This window comes from Bradyrhizobium sp. CB82, from assembly GCF_029714405.1.
Classification (GTDB): Bacteria; Pseudomonadota; Alphaproteobacteria; order Rhizobiales; family Xanthobacteraceae; genus Bradyrhizobium.
On sequence record NZ_CP121650.1, the window covers coordinates 8,548,294 to 8,567,958 of the forward strand.

General features: G+C 63.8%; 14 protein-coding genes. 5 read left to right on the forward strand and 9 right to left on the reverse strand.

Going from position 1 to position 19,665, the window contains the following annotated elements; translation table 11 throughout:
- Positions 1-3 precede the first annotated feature (3 nt).
- The 5 genes from QA640_RS40575 to QA640_RS40595 form a co-directional block, all read right to left on the reverse strand.
- Positions 4-1,182 carry an ABC transporter permease gene (locus QA640_RS40575; RefSeq protein WP_283038201.1) on the reverse strand — a complete coding sequence of 393 codons (1,179 nt, stop codon included), beginning with the start codon at positions 1,180-1,182 and terminating at the stop codon, positions 4-6.
- Complete coding sequence (locus QA640_RS40580; RefSeq protein WP_283038202.1) at positions 1,182-2,291, reverse strand: microcin C ABC transporter permease YejB; 1,110 nt, start codon at positions 2,289-2,291, stop codon at positions 1,182-1,184. Before QA640_RS40580 ends, QA640_RS40575 begins: the two co-directional genes overlap by 1 nt.
- A 3-nt stretch (positions 2,292-2,294) precedes the next feature.
- A complete protein-coding gene (locus QA640_RS40585) occupies positions 2,295-4,190 on the reverse strand; it encodes an extracellular solute-binding protein (protein WP_283038203.1) in 1,896 nt (631 codons plus the stop codon).
- A gap of 14 nt (positions 4,191-4,204) precedes the next feature.
- Positions 4,205-6,100: an extracellular solute-binding protein gene (locus tag QA640_RS40590; protein WP_283038204.1), complete on the reverse strand. Its 1,896-nt coding sequence runs from the start codon at positions 6,098-6,100 to the stop codon at positions 4,205-4,207.
- Between the two features lie 223 nt (positions 6,101-6,323).
- Positions 6,324-6,875: a cytochrome c family protein gene (locus QA640_RS40595; protein ID WP_283038205.1), complete on the reverse strand. Its 552-nt coding sequence runs from the start codon at positions 6,873-6,875 to the stop codon at positions 6,324-6,326.
- Between the two features lie 220 nt (positions 6,876-7,095).
- Here QA640_RS40595 and QA640_RS40600 point away from each other — a divergent pair, with 220 nt between their 5' ends.
- A complete protein-coding gene (locus QA640_RS40600; protein ID WP_283038206.1) occupies positions 7,096-7,836 on the forward strand; it encodes a 3-deoxy-manno-octulosonate cytidylyltransferase in 741 nt (246 codons plus the stop codon).
- Positions 7,837-7,857: 21 nt separating this feature from the next.
- Positions 7,858-8,715 carry a prephenate dehydratase gene (locus QA640_RS40605; protein WP_283038207.1) on the forward strand — a complete coding sequence of 286 codons (858 nt, stop codon included), beginning with the start codon at positions 7,858-7,860 and terminating at the stop codon, positions 8,713-8,715.
- 103 nt (positions 8,716-8,818) lie between these two features.
- On the opposite strand, the gene QA640_RS40610 is transcribed toward QA640_RS40605, so the two are convergent.
- A complete protein-coding gene (locus QA640_RS40610; protein ID WP_283038208.1) occupies positions 8,819-9,838 on the reverse strand; it encodes an LLM class flavin-dependent oxidoreductase in 1,020 nt (339 codons plus the stop codon).
- 388 nt (positions 9,839-10,226) lie between these two features.
- Here QA640_RS40610 and metF point away from each other — a divergent pair, with 388 nt between their 5' ends.
- The 3 genes from metF (at position 10,227) to QA640_RS40625 (ending at position 16,345) form a co-directional block, all read left to right on the forward strand.
- A complete protein-coding gene (metF, locus tag QA640_RS40615) occupies positions 10,227-11,162 on the forward strand; it encodes a methylenetetrahydrofolate reductase [NAD(P)H] (protein WP_283038209.1) in 936 nt (311 codons plus the stop codon).
- Positions 11,163-11,165: 3 nt separating this feature from the next.
- Positions 11,166-15,038, forward strand: coding sequence for a methionine synthase (gene metH, locus QA640_RS40620; protein ID WP_283038210.1), 3,873 nt, complete (start codon positions 11,166-11,168; stop codon positions 15,036-15,038).
- A gap of 740 nt (positions 15,039-15,778) precedes the next feature.
- Positions 15,779-16,345 carry a YbhB/YbcL family Raf kinase inhibitor-like protein gene (locus QA640_RS40625; RefSeq protein WP_283038211.1) on the forward strand — a complete coding sequence of 189 codons (567 nt, stop codon included), beginning with the start codon at positions 15,779-15,781 and terminating at the stop codon, positions 16,343-16,345.
- 16 nt (positions 16,346-16,361) lie between these two features.
- On the opposite strand, the gene QA640_RS40630 is transcribed toward QA640_RS40625, so the two are convergent.
- The 3 genes from QA640_RS40630 to glpK all read right to left on the reverse strand — a co-directional run bounded on the left by QA640_RS40630 (position 16,362) and on the right by glpK (position 19,401).
- Positions 16,362-16,991, reverse strand: coding sequence for a glutathione S-transferase family protein (locus QA640_RS40630; RefSeq protein ID WP_283038212.1), 630 nt, complete (start codon positions 16,989-16,991; stop codon positions 16,362-16,364).
- Positions 16,992-17,297: 306 nt separating this feature from the next.
- Positions 17,298-17,891, reverse strand: coding sequence for a GNAT family N-acetyltransferase (locus QA640_RS40635; RefSeq protein WP_283038213.1), 594 nt, complete (start codon positions 17,889-17,891; stop codon positions 17,298-17,300).
- A gap of 7 nt (positions 17,892-17,898) precedes the next feature.
- On the reverse strand, positions 17,899-19,401 hold the full coding sequence (gene glpK / locus QA640_RS40640) for a glycerol kinase GlpK (RefSeq protein WP_283038214.1): 1,503 nt from the start codon (positions 19,399-19,401) through the stop codon (positions 17,899-17,901).
- Positions 19,402-19,665: the final 264 nt, after the last annotated feature.

Sequence of the window (19,665 nt, forward strand, 5' to 3'; positions counted from 1 at the left end):
CGCTTACCTGAACGTCTTGCGCGGATCGAAGGCGTCACGCACCGCTTCGCCAGTGAAGATCAAGAGCGACAGCATGATCGCGACGGCGAAGAAGCCGGAGAAGCCGAGCCACGGCGCCTGCACGTTGGCCTTGGCCTGCGCCAACATCTCGCCGAGCGAGGGCGAGCCAGGGGGCAGGCCGAAGCCCAGGAAGTCGAGGGCCGTCAGCGTCATCACCGACGATGAGACGATGAACGGCAGGAACGTCATCGTCGCTACCATGGCGTTCGGCAACAGGTGGCGGAACATGATCACGGCATTGGAGACCCCGAGCGCCCGCGCAGCCTGGATGTATTCGAAATTGCGCCCGCGCAAGAATTCCGCGCGCACGAGACCGACCAGCGCCACCCAGTGAAACAGCACCATGATGCCGAGCAGAATGAAGAAGCCCGGAGGAAGCACCGCCGATATGATGAGCAGCAGATAGAGATAGGGTATGGCGTTCCAGATTTCGATGAAGCGCTGGAACAACAGATCGATCCAGCCGCCGAAATAGCCCTGCACGCCGCCGGCGATGATGCCGATGACGGACGAGACGATGGTCAGCGTCAGGCCGAACAGCACCGAGATGCGGAAGCCATAGATCAGCCGCGCGACCACGTCGCGGCCCTGGTCGTCGGTGCCGAGCCAATTGTATTCGAGATCACGACAGCTTTTCAGGCCCTTCCTCTCCACCACCGGCTTGCATTGCGCCTCCGTCAGCATCCAGGTCGGCGGCGACGGCGCGGGTGTCGGCAGGTCGAGATTGTGGGTGTCGTAGGAGTAGCGGATGAGCGGCCAGACGATGAAGCCGCCCTTGTCCTTAATCAGCTTCTGCAAATAGGGATCGCGATAGTCGGCGGCAGTCTCGAAATCGCCGCCAAAGGTGGTCTCCGAATAGGTGACGAAGGCGGGCCAGTAGAGACGACCGTCGAACTTGATCATGAACGGCCGGTCGTTGGCGATCAGTTCCGCGAACAGCGAGACCACGAACAGGACCATAAAAATCCAGAACGACCAGTAGCCGCGCCTGTTGGCCTTGAAGTTCTGCCAGCGTCGGCGATTGAGCGGCGAAGGTTCGAAGCCCTTGCGCGTGATCGGCACGACCTCGCCGAGCGGCGATCTGGTCGTGGTCTCGATCGGGGTGGGTGCGGTGACCGTCATCAGACCTCCCGCGCCTCGAAATCGATCCGGGGATCGATCCACATATAGGTCAGATCGGAGATCAGATTGACCACGAGACCCATCAACGAAAAGATGTAGAGCGTGCCGAACACGACGGGATAATCCCGATTGAGCACGCTCTCGAAACCAAGCAGCCCGAGGCCGTCGAGCGAAAAAATGGTCTCGATGAGCAGCGAGCCTGAGAAGAAGGCGCTGATGAAAGCGCCGGGGAAACCCGCGATCACGATCAGCATGGCGTTGCGGAAGATGTGGCCGTAGAGCACCTGACGCTCGCTACAGCCCTTGGCGCGCGCGGTCATGACGTATTGCTTGCGGATCTCGTCCAGGAACGAGTTCTTGGTCAGAAACGTCATGGTGGCAAAGGCGCCGAGCGCCATCGAGATCAACGGCAAGGTCAGGTGCCAGAAATAGTCGAGGATCTTCCAGTACCAGGGGAATTGCGACCAGCCGTCCGACGTCAGCCCGCGCAGCGGAAACCAGTTGAAGAACGAGCCGCCGGCGAACAGGATGATCAGCAGGATCGCGAACAGGAAGCCGGGAATTGCATAGCCGAGCACGATGACCGCCGACGTCCAGGTGTCGAACCGCGCGCCGTCCTTGACCGCCTTGCGAATGCCCAGCGGAATCGAGATCAGGTACGTCATCAGCGTCAGCCAGATGCCGAGCGAGATCGAGACCGGCAGCTTCTCCTTGATGAGCTGGATGACGCTGACGGTGCGGAAATAGCTGGTGCCGAAATCGAACCGCGCGAAATTCCAGACCATCATCAGGAAGCGCTCGGGCGCCGGCTTGTCGAAGCCGAACTGCTGCTCCAGCTTCTTGATGAACTCGGGATCGAGGCCCTGCGCGCCGCGGTATTTCGAGTTGACGGCGTCGGCGCCGGCGCCAACCTGTCCCGGCGCACGCTGCGCAAAGTCGCCGCCACCCGAGATGCGCGAGGTGCCGCCGGTGTCGGCGCCGGAGAGCTGCGCGATCACGCGCTCGACCGGGCCGCCCGGCGCGAATTGCACCACGACGAAGGAAATGAACAGGATCCCGAGCAGCGTCGGGATCATCAGCAGAATGCGGCGTGCGATATAGGCGCTCATGATCTACTTCGCCTGATCCAGCTTGGCGGCCTTGGCGGCGTCGAACCACCAGTTTTCAGGCGCGCCGACGCCTTGCGCATATTTCGGTGGCTTGTCGGGGTGGCTGTACTGATCCCAATAGGCCACGCGATGGAAGTTGGCGTACCATTGCGGCACCCAGTAGCGCCCGGCGCGAAAGACGCGATCGAACGCCCGGCAAGCGATGGTCAGTTCCGCCCTGGTCTGGGCTGCGATGATCTTCTCGATGAGCGCGTCGATGACCGGATTGGAGATGCCCGCGAGATTGTATGAACCCTTGGTCTTGGCTGCCTGCGAGGAGAAGAACGGCCGCATGGCATCGCCAGGGGTCGCCGACATCGAGAAGCGTTCGATGGTCATGTCGAAGTCGAAATCTTCAACACGCGCGCGGTACTGGACGGCATCGACCAGACGGAATGTGGCGTCGATACCGAGCGTTGCAAGATTCTTGAGGTAGGGGCCGTGGTGCGGCTGGATCGACTGCTCGTCGTTCAGGAATTCGATCGTGAACGGTTCGCCATTGGGCAGCACACGCTTGCGGTCCTTGATGACATACCCGGCCTCATTGAGCAGTTCGGCCGCTTTTCGCAGCAGGGTACGGTCCTGCCCCGATCCGTCTGATACCGGCGGAACGAAGGGCTGGCCAAACACCTCGTCGGGCACCTGGCCACGGAACGGCTCGAGTAGGGCGAGCTCCTCGGGCGACGGCGGGCCGGAAACCATCATGTCCGAATTCTGGAATGGCGATTGGGTGCGCGCATAGGCGCCGTACATGATGGTCTTGTTGGTCCATTCGAAGTCGAAGGCGTAGATCAGGGCTTCCCGCACGCGGGAATCCCGGAACTTGTCGCGACGCAGATTGATGAACCAGCCCTGCGCGCCCGAGGGCGTTTCGTCGGGCAATTGTTCGCGCTTGACACGGCCGTCCTTGATCGCGGGGAAGTCATAACGGGTCGCCCAGATGCGCGCCGTGAGCTCCTCGCGAAACAGATAAGTCTTGCCGGTGAAGCCTTCGAAGGCGACGTCGCGGTCGCGATAGTATTCGTAGCGTACGGTGTCGAAATTGTAGCTGCCCCGGCAGACCGGCAGATCGGCGCCCCACCAATCCTTGACGCGCTCATATTCGATGTAGCGGTTGACCTCGAACCTTCCGACCTTGTACGGGCCCGAACCCAAGGGCGCCTCGAGCGTCGATTCGTCGAACGGGCGCGTTGCGTAATAGGTCTTCGAGAAGATCGGGAGGCTTGCGACATAGAGCGGCACGTCGCGTGCCCGTCCCGGTGCGAAAGTGACGACCACGGTCGCATCGTCCAGTGCCTCGGCCTTCACAAAATCGCGCAGCTGCACCACGATCAGAGGATGCCCCTTCTCTTTCAGAGTGTTGAGCGAGAAGGCGACATCATGCGCGGTAAGCCTGGAGCCGTCGTGAAAACGAGCCTCCGGCCGCATCGCAAAGGTGTAAATCAGCTTGTCCGGAGATATCCGCACCGACTTGGCCGCAAGCCCGTACATTGCGTCGGGCTCGTCGTTGGCCCGCGCCATCAACGGCGCGAAGGTCATGTCCATGCCTTGCGCGCCTTCGCCCTTGAGGACGTAAGCGTTGAGCGAGCTGAACGTGAAATAGGACTGGTTGTAGGCGCGGACCGACGGGATCAGCGAGAACGTCCCGCCCTTCGGCGCATCGGCATTGACGTAGTCGAAATTGTGGAAGTCGGCAGGATATTTGAGATCGCCGAACGCCGAGATGCCGTGCATCTCGGTCGGCATTTCCGATGCCTCAGCGCCGCGCAGCCAAGATAACCTCAGAGACGGGCTCAGCGATGCGCTGAGGGCGCCGCCAGCGCCTATGGCCAGTACGTGCCGGCGTGAAAGCTGCGCCATGCGCGAAAGCTTCCTCAAGAGCGTTTTCCGATTCGGGCGGCCTTCTCGGCGTCATACCACCAAAGCGTCGGCAGGCCCGACCTGCCGTATTTCGGCAGCGGCTCGGCATGGCTGAAGCGGTCCCACCTTGCGTAGCGCGAGAATGGATAGGTAAACTGGGGCACGACGTAGAAATTCCACAGCAGGACGCGATCGAGCGCGCGCGTCGCGGCGACGAGACCGGCGCGGTCCTTGGCGAAGATCACTTTCTCGATCAATGCATCCACGGCCGGATTCTTGATGCCGATCGTGTTGCGCGCCCCTGGTATGTCGGCCGTCTGCGAGCCCCAAAACTCACGCTGCTCGTTGCCCGGCGAGAGCGACTCCCCCCACTGATCGATGATCATGTCGAAATCGAAGCTGCGCAGCCGGTTCTGGTATTGTGCATCGTCGACGGTGCGGACGGATGCATTGACACCGATCCGCTCCAGCGAGGGCTTGTAGAACAGCGCGATGCGCTCCGATGAGGGATCCTGCACCAGGATCTCGACCGTCAGAACCTTACCTGCGGCGTCGACCAACTTGTGGTCGCGCACCTCGAAGCCCGCCTCTTTCAGGAGCTTTGCCGCTTCGCGCAAGTTGGCGCGCACCGCCTCCGGATTGCCGCCGACAGGATTCTGGTAGGGCGTGGTGAAGACTTCCGGGGGCACCTTGTCCTTCATCGTCTCGAGGATCTGCAATTCCTCGCCCTGTGGCAGGCCGGTTGCGGCGAGCTCCGTGCCCTCGAAGTAGCTGTTGATCCGTTTGTACTGGCCGAAGAAGAGCTGCTTGTTCATCTCCTCGAAGTCGAAGGCGTAGTTGAAGGCCCGCCTCACCCGCGGGTCCCTGAACTGGTCGCGCCTGTTGTTGACCACGAACGCCTGCATGCGACCGGAATCGTTGATCGGAAATTCTTCCTTGATCACCCGTTTGTCCGCGACCGCCGGGAAGTCGTAAGCCGTCGCCCATTGCTTGGCGGAGTTTTCTGCGATCCAGTCGGCCTGGTCGGCCTTGAACGCTTCGAGCGCAACGAGGTTGTCGCGGAAAAACTCGAAACGCAGCTCGTCGAAATTGTTCTGGCCGACCTGGCTCGGGACATTGGCGCCCCAATGGTCCTTCACCCGCTCGAGCTTGACTGAGCGTCCCGCCACGAATTCCTTGATCCGGTACGGTCCGGACCCCAGCGGAATCTCCAGCGTGGTGGTGCTGACGTCGCGCTTGCGCCCCTGCGCGTCGGTGCCTTCCCACCAATGTTTCGGCAGCACCGTCAGCTCGCCGACGATGGTCGGCAATTCCCGGTTGCCCGGTCCATCGAAGGTGAATTTGACGTCGCGCTCGCCGACCTTCTCCGCCTTCACCACGTGGCGATAGTAGGACGCATACATCGGACTATGCTGTTTCAGCGTCGCAAGTGAGAAGATGACATCGTCCGGTGTCACCGGCTTGCCGTCATGCCAACGGGCTTCCTTCCGGAGGCGATAGATCACCCAGGAAAAGTCGTCCGGATGTTGGGCCGCTTCGGCAAGTTCGCCGTACTCGGTCGCCACCTCGTCCTGCGCCCGGGTCATCAGCGTTTCGTAGATCATGGCCGCGGCCGGCGCGAGCGCGCCCTTGATGCCGGCGACTGCGAGGTTGAAATTGTCGAAGGTGCCGATCGAGATCATGCGCGCGACACCGCCCTTGGGCGCGTCCGGATTGACGTAGTCGAAACGCTTGAAGTCTGCCGGATATTTGATGTCGCCGAACAGGGACAGGCCGTGGCGCCAGGGGAGCTCACTGGCAGATTGCGCCTGCGCGGCACCAACGATCGGAACCCCTGCGGCGGAACCGAGGGCGGGAAGCGCAGCAGTCGCAGCGCCGGCTAGCAGAAGATCGCGTCGGGTAATGGCCAAATGAACATCCCTGTCCTGGAAGGAGGTTACCCCTTTAAGGCCCCAATATACGGCAAGGTTTCGACCGATTATGTTGCTTTTTCCTCATCTTGGAAGCCTACCGGGCCGGATCGCTGCGGCGAAACGCCCCGATGACAACGCTGCGAGGTGGGCAAGCGGTAGATAAGGAAACGGCCAGGCTTTTCGAGCCTGGCCGCCATATCAGCACAATCTTTTGGCGATCTTACTTCGCCGCCGTTGGCAGCGGCTGCGGGCTGTCCGACAGGCTGTTGAGATAGGCGATAACGTCCGCGCGCTCGCTGTCCTTGGGAATACCAGCAAAGCCCATCGCCGTGCCGGGAATATCAGCCTTCGGATTGGTGAGGAATTTGTTCAACTCGTCGAAGGTCCAGGTACCGCCCTTGGCCTTCATCGCAGCCGAGAAATTGAATCCGCCACGGCCCTCGCCTTTGTGGTCGCCGACGATGCCGTAGAGGTTCGGACCGACGCGATTCGGGCCGCCCTTCTCGAAGGTGTGGCAGGCGCCGCACTTCTTGGCGGCGGAGGCGCCCTTCTCGACGGAGGCGGTCTGGAGCAGCTTCTCGATCGGCTCGGACGGCGCCGCCGCAGCACCCCCTTCCTTGCCGCCGGCCTCTTCCTTCACGGCAATCTCGAAACCGGGCTTCTCCGGCGGTTTCGCGGCGAACAGTGCCTGGGCAGTGAAGCTCGTCACCAGGACGACGAGGCAGGTGCCGAGGATGGCACCGAGGATCTTGTTGAGTTCGAACGAGTCCATGTCGGATCAGGCCCCACACCGCATGAAGGAAAGCGGCCCAAGCGGCCGCCAGGACACGAGAATAAGACACTGGGAATCGGACGTTCCACCCCACCCCCGAGCAGCGATTGAGATATCGGTTTGCCCGGGGTCTGGCAACCCGTATAAACGGCCCCGCTTTCACCCCATCCCCACCCCATTTCTCGGCGCGGAATGCGCCCGTTTCCAGGCCCTGAACAGGATGACCGATCCCCGCATTTTGGTGCTGATCCCGGCCCGCATGGCGGCCACTCGCCTGCCCGGCAAGCCGCTGAAGGACATCGCCGGCCAGCCGATGATCGTGCACGTGCTGCGGCGAGCCGAAGAGGCGGCCATCGGGCGGGTCGCGGTTGCAACCGACACGCAGGAGATCGCAGACGTCGTCACCGCGCATGGCGGCGTCGCCGTGATGACCCGCCCCGAGCATCCGTCGGGCTCCGACCGCATCCATGAGGCCATGCAGAAGCTCGATCCCGAGGGCAAGGCCGAGATCGTGGTCAATCTCCAGGGCGATTTCCCGACGATCTCGACCGGCAACATCCGTGACGTGCTGCCTCCGCTGGCCGACCCCGCGGTCGACATTGCGACCCTGGCCTCGCAAATTCATACCGAGGAGGAGGACCGCGCCCCCAGCGTGGTGAAGGCGGTTGGAACCTCGCTCGGCGGACGGCGGATGCGCGCGCTCTATTTCACCCGCGCGACCGCCCCCACTGGAGACGGACCGCGTTACCACCATATCGGGCTTTACGCCTACCGCCGTGCGGCGCTGGAGCGGTTCGTCTCGCTGCCGCCCTCGCCGCTGGAATTGCAGGAGAAGCTGGAGCAGCTCCGGGCGCTGGAGGCCGGCATGCGCATCGACTTCACCATCGTCGATACGGTACCCCGCGGGGTCGACACCGCGGCGGACTTAGAGACCGCCCGCAGCATCCTTTCCAAATCCTGAGCCGCTGTTACAAGGCCCGACATGAGCAAGATGAAAATCGCATTCCAGGGCGAGCGTGGGGCCAACTCCCACATCGCCATCGACGAGGCCTATCCCGACGCCGAGCCGATGCCGTGCGCAACCTTCGAGGACGCGCTGTCGGCGATCTCCTCGGGCGAAGCCGATCTCGGCATGATCCCGATCGAGAATTCGGTCGCGGGACGCGTCGCCGACATCCATCATTTGCTGCCGGCCTCCGGCCTCTTCATCATCGGCGAATGGTTTCTGCCGGTCCGCCATCAATTGATGGCGGTGAAGGGCACGAAGCTCGAAGACATCAAGAGCGTGGAAAGCCATGTCCATGCGCTCGGTCAGTGCCGGCGCGTGATCCGCAAGCTCGGGGTCAAGCCGATTGTGGCGGCCGACACCGCCGGCAGCGCGCGCGATATTTCCGAGCGCAAGGACAAGAGCGTCGCCGCGATCGCCTCGCGGCTTGCCGCAAAGATCTACGGGCTCGACATCCTGGCCGAGGACATCGAGGACGAGGCCCATAACACCACGCGTTTTGTGGTGCTGGCCCGCGAGGCGAAGTGGGCCGAGCAGGGCTCGGGCCCGCTGGTCACCTCCTTTGTATTCCGGGTGCGCAACCTGCCCGCCGCGCTCTACAAGGCACTAGGCGGCTTTGCCACCAACGGCGTCAACATGACCAAGCTCGAAAGCTACATGGTCGACGGCAATTTCTTTGCGACGCAGTTTTATGCCGATGTCGACGGCCACCCCAACGACAAGGGGCTTGCCTTCGCGCTCGAGGAACTGAAGTTCTTCTCGCGCGAATTCCGCATCGTCGGCGTCTATCCCGGCCATCCCTTCCGCGCGACGTTCAGCGAGAAGCTGGAGTGATCGCCTGTCCCGGACGCGCGAGGCGCGAGCCGGGGCGTAAGGGGCCGCGATGGCCCCGGCTCAGCGGCGCACCCTGCGCGCTGCGTCCCGGGCGCGATAGCTGTTAGGCGGCCGCGCTCTTCACCAGCCCGAACGCCTCGGCCAACAGCGAATACGACTTCTTCCGTGCCTCGTGGTCGTAGACCGCGGTGATCACCATCAATTCGTCCGGCTTGCTCGCGTCGATCAGCGGTTTGAGCTTCTGCTGCACGGTCGGTGGGCTGCCGACGAACAGTCGCGAACGGTTGCGGGCGATCGAGGCGCGGTCGGCATCGGTGTAGGGATAGGCGAGCGCCTCTTCCACGCTCGGCAGCGGCAGATATTGGCCGCGGTCGCGGCGCAGGCGATTGAGGTCGAAGGACGAGGCGAGCTTTTCCGCCTCCTCGTCCGTATCCGCCGTGACGACTGCTACCGCGAGAATTGCGTGCGGCGTGGCGCGCCAGGCTGAGGGCTGGAAACGGCTGCGGTATTGCACCATCGCGTCGATCGCATCATGGCTCGCAAAATGATGCGCGAACGCGAAGCCCATGCCGACCTGGGCTGCCAATTCCGACGAATAATCGCTGGAGCCGAGCAGCCAGATCGGCGGCAGGCGCGTGTCGTCGGGCATTGCGACGACGTTGTTATAGGGATGGCCTGAGGGGAATTCGCGGGTCTCCCACAGGATCAATTCGTGCAGCCGCTCCAGGAAATCGTCGCCCTCGCGGCGGTCGAGCCGGCTCCGAAGCGCGTACGCCGTGGCGCCGTCGGTGCCGGGCGCGCGGCCGAGGCCGAGATCGATGCGACCGGGAAACAGCGCCTCCAGCATCTTGAAACGTTCGGCCACCACCAGAGGCGCGTGGTTGGGCAGCATCACCCCGCCGGAGCCGACACGGATGTGCTTCGTCACCGCCGCGATCTGCCCGATCATGACGTCGGGCGCCGGGCTCGCGACGGAGGCGAGGTTGTGGTGCTCGGCGAGCCAGTAGCGGACATAGCCGAGCCCATCGACATGGCGCGCGAGATCAATGCTGTTGCGCAGCGCCGCCGCCGGCCGGGTAGCCGACGTGACAACGGAGAGATCGAGGACGGAGAGCGGGATCATGGCCGGTTCAACGTAGTGCGCAGCGTCGGAGCGGCAATGGTCCAACGGAGCAGAGCTGACGTGTGCTGGCAGCGAGACGCCCCCGGAGAAGTGTTTGGAGGGCGGTGGGATTCCGCGCGCACAAATCACCCAATGTTCACGTTGCCCACTTGATCAGCTGAACCCGGCCAGACTCCAAACGCCACATATCTACTTGATATAACTTATATTTATTAGCTCCGCCTACCTCCCACCAGAGCTAACAAAGGCACAAAAGTACTGATACTACCGGCAATAGTGGGCCATTTCCCATCGCCGATGGGCTGTCAGGAAGACCCTGTTTGGCCTATCTTAGCGCTTCCCGCTAAATCTGCTGCAGTTGCGAGGAGAGATCTGGAGTGAGTGTGCCATGACTGAGCCGACGACGCCTGCCCAATATAGCGGGCAAGACAATGGGCAAGACGGGCACCTCGCCAAGCGTCCGGCGATCTCCTTCGAGTTCTTTCCGCCCAAGACCGAGGAGATGGAGAAGAACCTGTGGGAGACCATCAATCGCCTCGCCCCGCTCGAGCCGAAATTCGTCTCGGTGACCTATGGCGCGGGCGGCTCGACCCGTGAGCGCACCCACGCCACCATCGCCCGCATCCTGAAGGAGACTTCGCTGCTGCCGGCGGCGCATCTGACCTGCGTCGGCGCGTCGCGCGGTGAGATCGACGAGATCGTTGACCACTACCACGAGGTCGGCGTCCGCCACATCGTGGCCTTGCGCGGCGATCCGCCTGGCGGCATCGGCACGCCCTTCGCCACCCATCCCGACGGTTACCAGACCTCCGCCGAGCTCATCGACGGCATCAAGAAGCGGCACCCCGATATCGAAGTGTCGGTCTCGGCTTACCCCGAGAAGCATCCCGAGGCGCGTGACCTCGACGCCGATATCGACACGCTGAAGGCCAAGGTCGATGCGGGCGCGACGCGCGCGATCACCCAGGTATTCTTCGATAACGACCTCTACTTCCGCTACCTCGAGCGCGTGCGCGCGCGCGGCATCAGCATCCCGATCGTGCCGGGCATCATGCCCATGCACAATTTCAGGCAGGCCCGCAATTTCGTCACCCGCGCCGGCACCACGGTGCCGGACTGGCTTGCGGAGAAGTTCGATGGGCTCGACGACGATCCGGAGACGCGCAAGCTCGTCGCGGCGACCGTTGCCGCCGGCCAGGTGCACAAGCTGGCCAAGCACGGCGTCGACACCTACCACTTCTACACCATGAACCGCGCCGATCTCGTGTTCGCGATCAGCCATTTGCTCGGCATTCGCGGCAAGAGCGCGAAGAAGGCGGCGTAACCAATGACCGTGACCGTTTCCCCCAAACGCACCGCACTGCTCGCCGCCGCGCGCGACCGCATCCTGGTGCTCGACGGCGCCATGGGCACGATGATCCAGGGTCTCCAGTTCGACGAGGCCGCCTTCCGTGCCGAGCGCTTCAAGGATTTTCACCGCGACCTGCGCGGCAACAACGACCTGTTGATCCTGACCCAGCCCCAGGCGATCGAGGACATCCACGCCGCGTACCTGCGTGCTGGCGCCGATATCGTCGCGACCAACACCTTCTCGACGACCTCGATCGCGCAGGCCGACTACGACCTCGCTGACGTCGTCTATGAGATGGCGCGCGAAGGCGCCCGCCTCGCCGGCAACGCCGCCAAACGTGTCGAGGCCGAGGACGGCAAGCCGCGCTTCGTCGCCGGCGCCATCGGCCCCACCAACCGCACCGCCTCGATCTCGCCCGACGTCGCCAACCCTGGCTACCGCGCCGTGACCTTCGACGACCTGCGCGAATCCTACGGCGAGCAGATCCGCGGCCTGCTCGACGGCGGCGTCGACCTCCTGCTGGTCGAGACCATCTTCGACACGCTGAACGCCAAGGCCGCGCTCTACGCGATCGCGGAGATCACGGAAGAACGCGGCATCGACATGCCCGTGATGGTATCCGGCACCATCACCGACAAGTCCGGCCGCCTGCTGTCGGGACAGATGCCGGAGGCGTTCTGGAATTCGGTGCGGCACGCAAAGCCCGTCACCATCGGCTTCAACTGCGCGCTCGGCGCAGAAGATCTGCGCGCGCATATCGCCGATATCGGCCGCGTCGCCGATACGCTCGTCTGCGCCTATCCCAATGCCGGCCTGCCCAACGAATTCGGCCAGTATGACGAGACGCCGGAGTACATGGCCCGCCTGGTCGGCGAGTTCGCGCGTGATGGTTTGGTCAACATCGTCGGCGGCTGCTGCGGCACCACGCCGGAGCACATCGCGGCGATTGCCGCGGCAGTAGCGCCGCACAAGCCGCGGCTCGTGCCCGCGATCGAGCCGCGCTTAAGGCTCTCCGGCCTCGAGCCGTTCGTGCTGACGGATGCGATCCCCTTCGTCAACGTCGGCGAGCGCACCAACGTCACGGGTTCGGCCCGCTTCCGTAAACTGATCACGGCCGGCGACTACACGGCCGCGCTCCAGGTCGCGCGCGACCAGGTCGAGAACGGCGCGCAGATCATCGACGTCAACATGGACGAGGGCCTGCTGGACTCGGAAGCCGCGATGCGGACCTTTCTCAACCTCGTCGCCGCCGAACCCGACATCGCCCGCGTGCCCGTGATGGTCGATTCCTCGAAATTCTCGGTCATCGAGGCCGGCCTGAAATGCGTGCAGGGCAAGCCGGTCGTCAACTCGATCTCGATGAAGGAAGGCGAGGAGAAATTCATCTTTGAGGCCAAGATCGCGCGGCGTCACGGCGCGGCCGTCGTGGTGATGGCATTCGACGAAGTCGGCCAAGCCGATACGTTCGCGCGCAAGACCGAGATCTGCAAGCGCGCCTACGACATCCTGGTGAACCGCGTCGGTTTCCCGCCGGAAGACATCATTTTCGATCCCAACATCTTTGCGATCGCGACCGGCATCGAAGAACACAACAATTACGGCGTCGACTTCATCGAAGCGACACGCTGGATCCGCAAGAACCTGCCCGGCACCCACATCTCGGGCGGCGTTTCCAACCTGTCGTTCTCGTTCCGCGGCAACGAGCCGGTGCGCGAGGCAATGCACTCGGTGTTCCTGTATCACGCCATCAAGGCCGGCATGGACATGGGCATCGTCAATGCGGGGCAGATGATCGTCTATGACGACATCGATCCCGAGCTGCGCCAGGTGTGCGAGGACGTCGTACTGAACCGCGACGCCGGCGCCTCCGAGCGCCTGCTCGCGCTCGCCGAAAAATTCCGCGGCAAGAAGACGGAGAGCAAGGAAGCCGATCTCGCCTGGCGCGAATGGCCGGTCGAGAAGCGCCTTTCGCACGCGCTGGTGCATGGCATCACCGAGTTCATCGAACAGGACACGGAAGAGGCCCGCAAGGCGTCCACGCGTCCGCTCGACGTGATCGAAGGCCCGCTGATGGCCGGCATGAATGTGGTCGGCGATCTCTTCGGCGACGGCAAGATGTTCTTGCCGCAGGTCGTGAAATCGGCGCGCGTCATGAAGCAGGCGGTCGCCTGGCTGATGCCGTTCATGGAGGAGGAGAAGGCGCGCAACCTCGCCAGCGGCATTGGCGGCGACGCGAATTCGTCTGCCGGCAAGATCGTGCTCGCGACCGTGAAGGGCGACGTCCACGACATCGGCAAGAACATCGTCGGCATCGTGCTCCAGTGCAACAATTTCGAGGTCATCGACCTCGGCGTGATGGTGCCGGCGGCAAAAATCGTCGAGACCGTGAAGGCGGAGAAGGCCGACATCGTCGGCCTGTCCGGCCTGATCACGCCCTCGCTCGACGAGATGGCGTTCTTCGCCGGCGAATTGCAGCGCGAAGGCCTGAAGCTGCCGCTCCTGATCGGCGGCGCCACCACGAGCCGCGTGCATACCGCCGTCAAGATCGACCCGAACTACAAGGCCGGCCCGGTGGTTCACGTCAACGATGCGAGCCGCGCCGTCGGCGTCGCCTCTTCGCTGCTGTCGCCCGAGAAGCGCGAGGCCTTTGCCGCCGATGTGCGCACCGAATACGCAAAGATCTCCGAGGCGCATCTGCGCGCGCAGGCCGACAAGAAGCGGCTGAAGCTCGCTGACGCCCGCGCGAACCGCGTGCCGGTCGATTTCGTCGCGACAACGCCGGTGAAGCCGACCTTCCTCGGCACGAAGACGTTTGACGATTACGACCTCGCCGAGCTCGTCGACTGCATCGACTGGACGCCATTCTTCCAGACCTGGGAACTCGCCGGGCGATTCCCCGCGATCCTCGATGATCCCAAGGTCGGCGAGGTCGCGCGCTCGCTCTATGACGACGCGCGCAAGATGCTCGACACCATCGTCAAGGAAAAATGGTTCCGGGCGCGCGCCACGATCGGCTTCTGGCCCGCGAATGCCGATGGCGACGACATCGTGCTCTATGCCGATGACAATCGGACCAGGAAGATTGCCACGCTGCACACGCTGCGCCAGCAGCTCGAGAAGCGCGAGGGCCGTTTCAACGCGGCGCTGTCCGACTTCATCGCGCCGACCGACGCAGGCGTGCCGGATTACGTCGGTGGCTTCGTCGTCACCGCCGGCATTGGCGAGGATGCGGTCGCCGACCGCTTCAAGAAGGCCAATGACGATTATTCCTCGATCCTGTGCAAGGCGCTGGCCGATCGTCTCGCGGAAGCCTTCGCCGAGCGGATGCACGCCCGCGTCCGCCGCGAGTTCTGGGCCTACGCCCCGGACGAGCAGCTCTCCAACGAAGATCTGATCCTCGAAAAGTATCAGGGCATCCGCCCCGCGCCCGGCTATCCCGCGCAACCCGATCACACCGAGAAGAAGACGCTGTTCGCTCTGCTCGATGCGGAGAGCACCGCCGGCGTGAAGCTGACCGAGAGCTTTGCGATGTGGCCGGGCTCGTCCGTGAGCGGGCTCTATTTCAGCCATCCCGAAAGCTTCTATTTCGGCGTCGGCAAGATCGAGCGCGACCAGGTCGAAGATTATGCCGCACGCAAGGAGATGAGCGTCGCCGAGGTCGAACGCTGGCTGGCGCCGATCCTCAACTACATCCCGGCGCAACAGGCTTCGGCCGCCAGGGACGTGAATGCCTCGTTCGCGGCTACACCGGCGAACGACGTCACGTCCAACGACCTCGCCACGCACCCCCCCGGCTGCACCTGCGCGGTGCATCTGGCCTGGCAGAAAAAGCGCGTCGGGGCGGGCTAGGCCTGTTCCCTGCGACGCTCCCGATCAAAATTTGAAAAACAACCCCATGCAAAGGCGCGACGGCTGCCGAAAGATGCATTGCGGATTTAGCGAATTTCGCTTGACCCGTCGGGCAAATCAGGGGTAATATTCGATCATCACGCAACATGCGTTCGGCTTGGCGAATGGGGGGCCGCCGCTTGCGACGCGTCTCGAACCATGAGGCCGAGTACGCGACAAGGGCCGCGGCGACGCGTGGCGAAGGGACGGAAGGATGCGAATGCAGCAGAGGCATATTTCGATCGCGCCGAGGAGCTGGGGTTCGAGCTGGAGGAGTATCTGAAGGCGAATGGTGTGAAGCGGAGTAAATAGTTCACAACCAATTCGTCATTCCGGAGCGGCGCACCAACGTCGAGCCCCGGCATCCATAACCACCACCGCGCTTGCGGCGTGCCGCATTCGCGGCAAAAATCAAAAGAGGCGCGCTTGCCTTTTTTGATTGCGCGAATGGCCCTAGGGCCATGCGCACCGGGGTTATGGATTCCGGGCCTGCGCCCCAGGGCGCATCCCCGGAATGACAGCGGATGTGCATTCACCCCTTCGGCAGAGCGAGAGGCTGGGCGTTCTGCTTGAACGGCGCCAGTGCCTCGCAGCGCCCAATTGCGCCGCAGCATCGAAAGCAACGGGGCAGGCCGATTGAAACACCGTTCCTTGGGCGCTACCTTCCAGTGTTTCGAACGCTTCTGCGAAGGGAGCTTCCCATGACAAGGTTTGCGTTCTCATTGGTGGCATCGTGCGCGTTCCTGTTGTCTGCAAGCGAAGCTGGTGCGCAGAGCCTCGCGTTGACCAGCCCGGACATCGCCGAAGGTGCAACGATCGCCAACGAGCAGATATTCAAGGGATTCGGCTGTACGGGCAACAACGTTTCGCCGGCCTTGAGCTGGACCGGTGCTCCGGCAGGCACCAAGAGCTTCGCCGTGACGATTTATGATCCTGACGCGCCGACCGGCAGTGGCTGGTGGCATTGGGTCGTTTTCAATCTTCCAGCTTCCGTCGCTTCGCTTCCAAAGGGGGCAGGCGATCCGAAGAAGAATTTGATGCCGAAGGGAGCGATCCAGAGCCGCACCGACTTCGGCAGTGATGGCTATGGCGGACCGTGCCCACCGACCGGCGACAAGCCGCATCACTATCAGATCACCGTCTTCGCCGTAGATGTCGCAAAACTTCCGGACGCCAAGGATCATTCGGCGTCCGCAGCGCTGGTTGGTTTCGATCTGCACTTTCACACGCTCGCGAAAGCTACACTGACCGGTCTCTACGGCCGATGAGGTGACCTGGCGGCGCTCACCCCTTCGGCGGGGCGAGCGGCTGGACGATCTCCCTGAACGGCGCCAGCGCCTCGCAGCGCTCGGCATGCGCCGCAAGCGCCGGATAGCGCGCGGGATCGAAGAGCTGCGGGTGCGCCTCGCGGGTGAAGCGGACGACGCAGGCGACCGCGACATCGGCGTGGCCGATGCGATCACCCAGCCAGTACGGCGTCGTCACCTTGGCGCGCTCGGCTTCCAGTACCTTCAGCACGTCGGCGATCTGTGCCTGGCAGCGCTCGACCCACAGCGCGAGCTGCTCCTTCCGCAGCACACGCTCGTAGAGCAGGCTGACCGCCTTGTCCCCCAAGCCGGAGGCCAGCGCACAGATGCGCAAGTGACGCCGCCGCTCCGCGCCCGTGCGCGGCAGCATCGCTTTCTCGGGTCCGGCGAGATCGTCGAGATGATCGAGAATGATCGTGCTCTCGATCAGCGCCTCGCCGTCGTCGAGCACCAGCGTCGGCACGCGGCGCAAGGGATTATACGGCGCGATCTTGTCGGCATCGCCGAAGGTCGACCACGGTCTGTGCTCGAAGGCGATGCCATAGAGCTTCAGCGCAATCGCGACACGGCGGACGAAGGGAGAATCATACTGTCCGATCAGGAACATGGTTTGCGCTCTTTCTCGTTGACCCGGCAGGGCCAGCCAGTTCATCGCCAATGCGCGCACCTGACAAGCGAAATCTCGGAAAGGGAGCATTGCGCCGGCCGCAACAAGCATGGATCATTGCGCGCCTGACGCGCGCCCGGGAGGCACACGTATGTGCATGCGACCGTTCATCACTCTTCGCTCCTCAACGACGCGGACGAAGCAGGAGGTATTTTGAACGTGTCGTAGCCTGCATGAAGCGCAGCGGAATGCGGGACCACCGTCACCCGGATTTCGCTGCGCTCCATCAGGGCTACAAATCTGCTGCTATTCGATGATCGGCACATGCTTCGCCGCCGTCCGCGGCACCGTGCCGTCGAGGCGTGGATCGTCGGCGATCTCGATCTGACGGCGGAACGGGCGGAAGCCGGAGCGCTGGTAGAACGCAGCTGCGGACGGGTGATCGAAGGTGCAGGTGTGCACCCAGACACGCTCAACCTCCCGCGACCATGCGCGTTCGAGCGCGCGGTTCATCAGCCAGCGGCCGGCACCGGTGCCGATGAGCTTTGTGGTGACGCCGAAGAAGGCGAGCTCGCACTGGCCGGCCTCGCGGAAGTCGAGCTCGAGCAGGCCTTCATCGCGGCCGTCCGCGACGAGCGCGCAGATCTCGACAAGCGGCGACTGCACGATCGCCGCGAGCTCCGCGTCCGGCATACGCAGGCGCGAGAACCACAGCCAATCCTCGCCGACCCGCGCATAGAGCGCGCGAAACCAGTCGAGGCCGGGCTGTTCGACCTGGCGCAAGGTCCAGGCGCCCACCGGATCGTCGCGCAGCGGCGGCCGCGCGGTCATCTCCAGATGCGTGACGACCGCAGCGATCTTCCCGTCGGGCACGTCCGAATAGCCGTCGGGGAGGATCATTCGCCGCTCACTCTCCCTCGTCGCTCGCCAGCACGCCCTTCACCGCGCGCGCCCAGCCGGCGAGCTTTCGCTCGCGCGTCGCCTGGCTCATGTTCGGCTTGAAGCGGTGCTCGAGGCGCCAGTTGTCGGCGAATTGCGTCGGCTCGGGATAGACGCCGGCGTTGAGGCCGGCGAGGTAGGCGGCGCCCAGCGCCGTCGTCTCCTGGATCACGGGGCGGTCGACCGGCGCGTCGAGGAGATCGGCGAGGCGCTGCATGGTCCAGTCAGAGGCGGTCATGCCGCCGTCGACGCGGAGCACCACGCTCGCCGTCTCCGAGCTCGGCCAGTCGGCGCGCATCGCGGCCCAGAGATCGAAGGTCTGGTAGCAGACGCTCTCCAGCGCGGCATGGGCAAGCTCGGCCGGGCCGGTGTTGCGGGTCAACCCGAACAGCGCGCCGCGCACGCGCGGATTCCAGTACGGCGCGCCCATGCCGACGAAGGCCGGCACGAGATAGACGCTCTGCATGGAATCGGATTGATCCGCGAGCGGGCCGGTCTCGGCCGCGTGCTTGATGACGCCGAGACCGTCGCGCAGCCACTGCACGGCTGACCCTGCCACGAAGATCGAGCCTTCGAGCGCGTAGGTGCGTTTTCCGCCGAGCTGATAGGCGATGGTGGTCAGCAGCTTGTTCTTCGAGGCCACCGGCGTGGTGCCGGTGTTGAGCAGGGCAAAACAGCCGGTGCCGTAGGTCGACTTCATCATGCCCGGGCGGAAGCAGGCCTGGCCGATGGTCGCGGCCTGCTGGTCGCCGGCGATGCCGCAGATCGGGATGGCGCCACCGAACAGGTCGGCCGTCGTCTCGCCGAAACGGGCGGAGGAGTCCTTCACTTCAGGGAGCATCGAGCGTGGCACCCCGATGAGCTCCAGGAGCTCGTCGTCCCACTCCCCGGTGTGGATGTTGAACAGCAGCGTACGCGAGGCGTTGGTGGCGTCCGTTGCGTGCACCTTGCCTCCGGTCAGCCGCCAGAGCAGGTAGCAATCGACCGTACCGAACATCAGCTCGCCGCGCGCGGCCCGGGCACGGGCGCCGGGGACGTTGTCGAGGATCCAGGCGACCTTGGTGCCGGAGAAATAGGGGTCGATGATCAGGCCGGTCTTCTCTGAGATCCGGGGCTCGTGGCCTTCGGCCTTGAGCTTCGAGCAGACTTCGGCGGTGCGGCGGTCCTGCCAGACGATGGCGCGGTGCACGGCCTGGCCGGTGGCGCGGTCCCACACCACCGTGGTCTCGCGCTGGTTGGTGATGCCGATCGCAGCGATGTCTTTCGCAGTGATGCCGGCCTGCTCGATCGCGTCGCGGCAGACCATCACGGTCGAGGTCCAGATGTCCTCCGGCTCATGCTCGACCCAGCCCGAGGCCGGGAAATGCTGCGGAAACTCCTGCTGCGCCTTCGCCGCGATGGAAATATCGCTGCGAAACACGATGGCGCGCGAGGAGGTGGTGCCCTGATCGATGGCGAGGACGAAAGACATGGAAGCTACCTTGGCGATTCCCGTATCCCGGGAGGTTGTTGTGTCGCGCCAAAGAAAAGGGATTGGGATGGGAAGGTCAAGCCGGGATGACGATGCCCCTTACCCTCCCCTGGAGGGGGGGTCGACCGCGCAAAGCGCGGGCGGGGTGGGGTGAAGCCACGCATAAAGTCTCTCCGACGAGCGGCCCTCAGCCGCAAATTTGGAAGCACCACATTCGCGGATAGTCTGTCACCCCACCCCGGTTCGCATTCCGCTTCGCTGCAT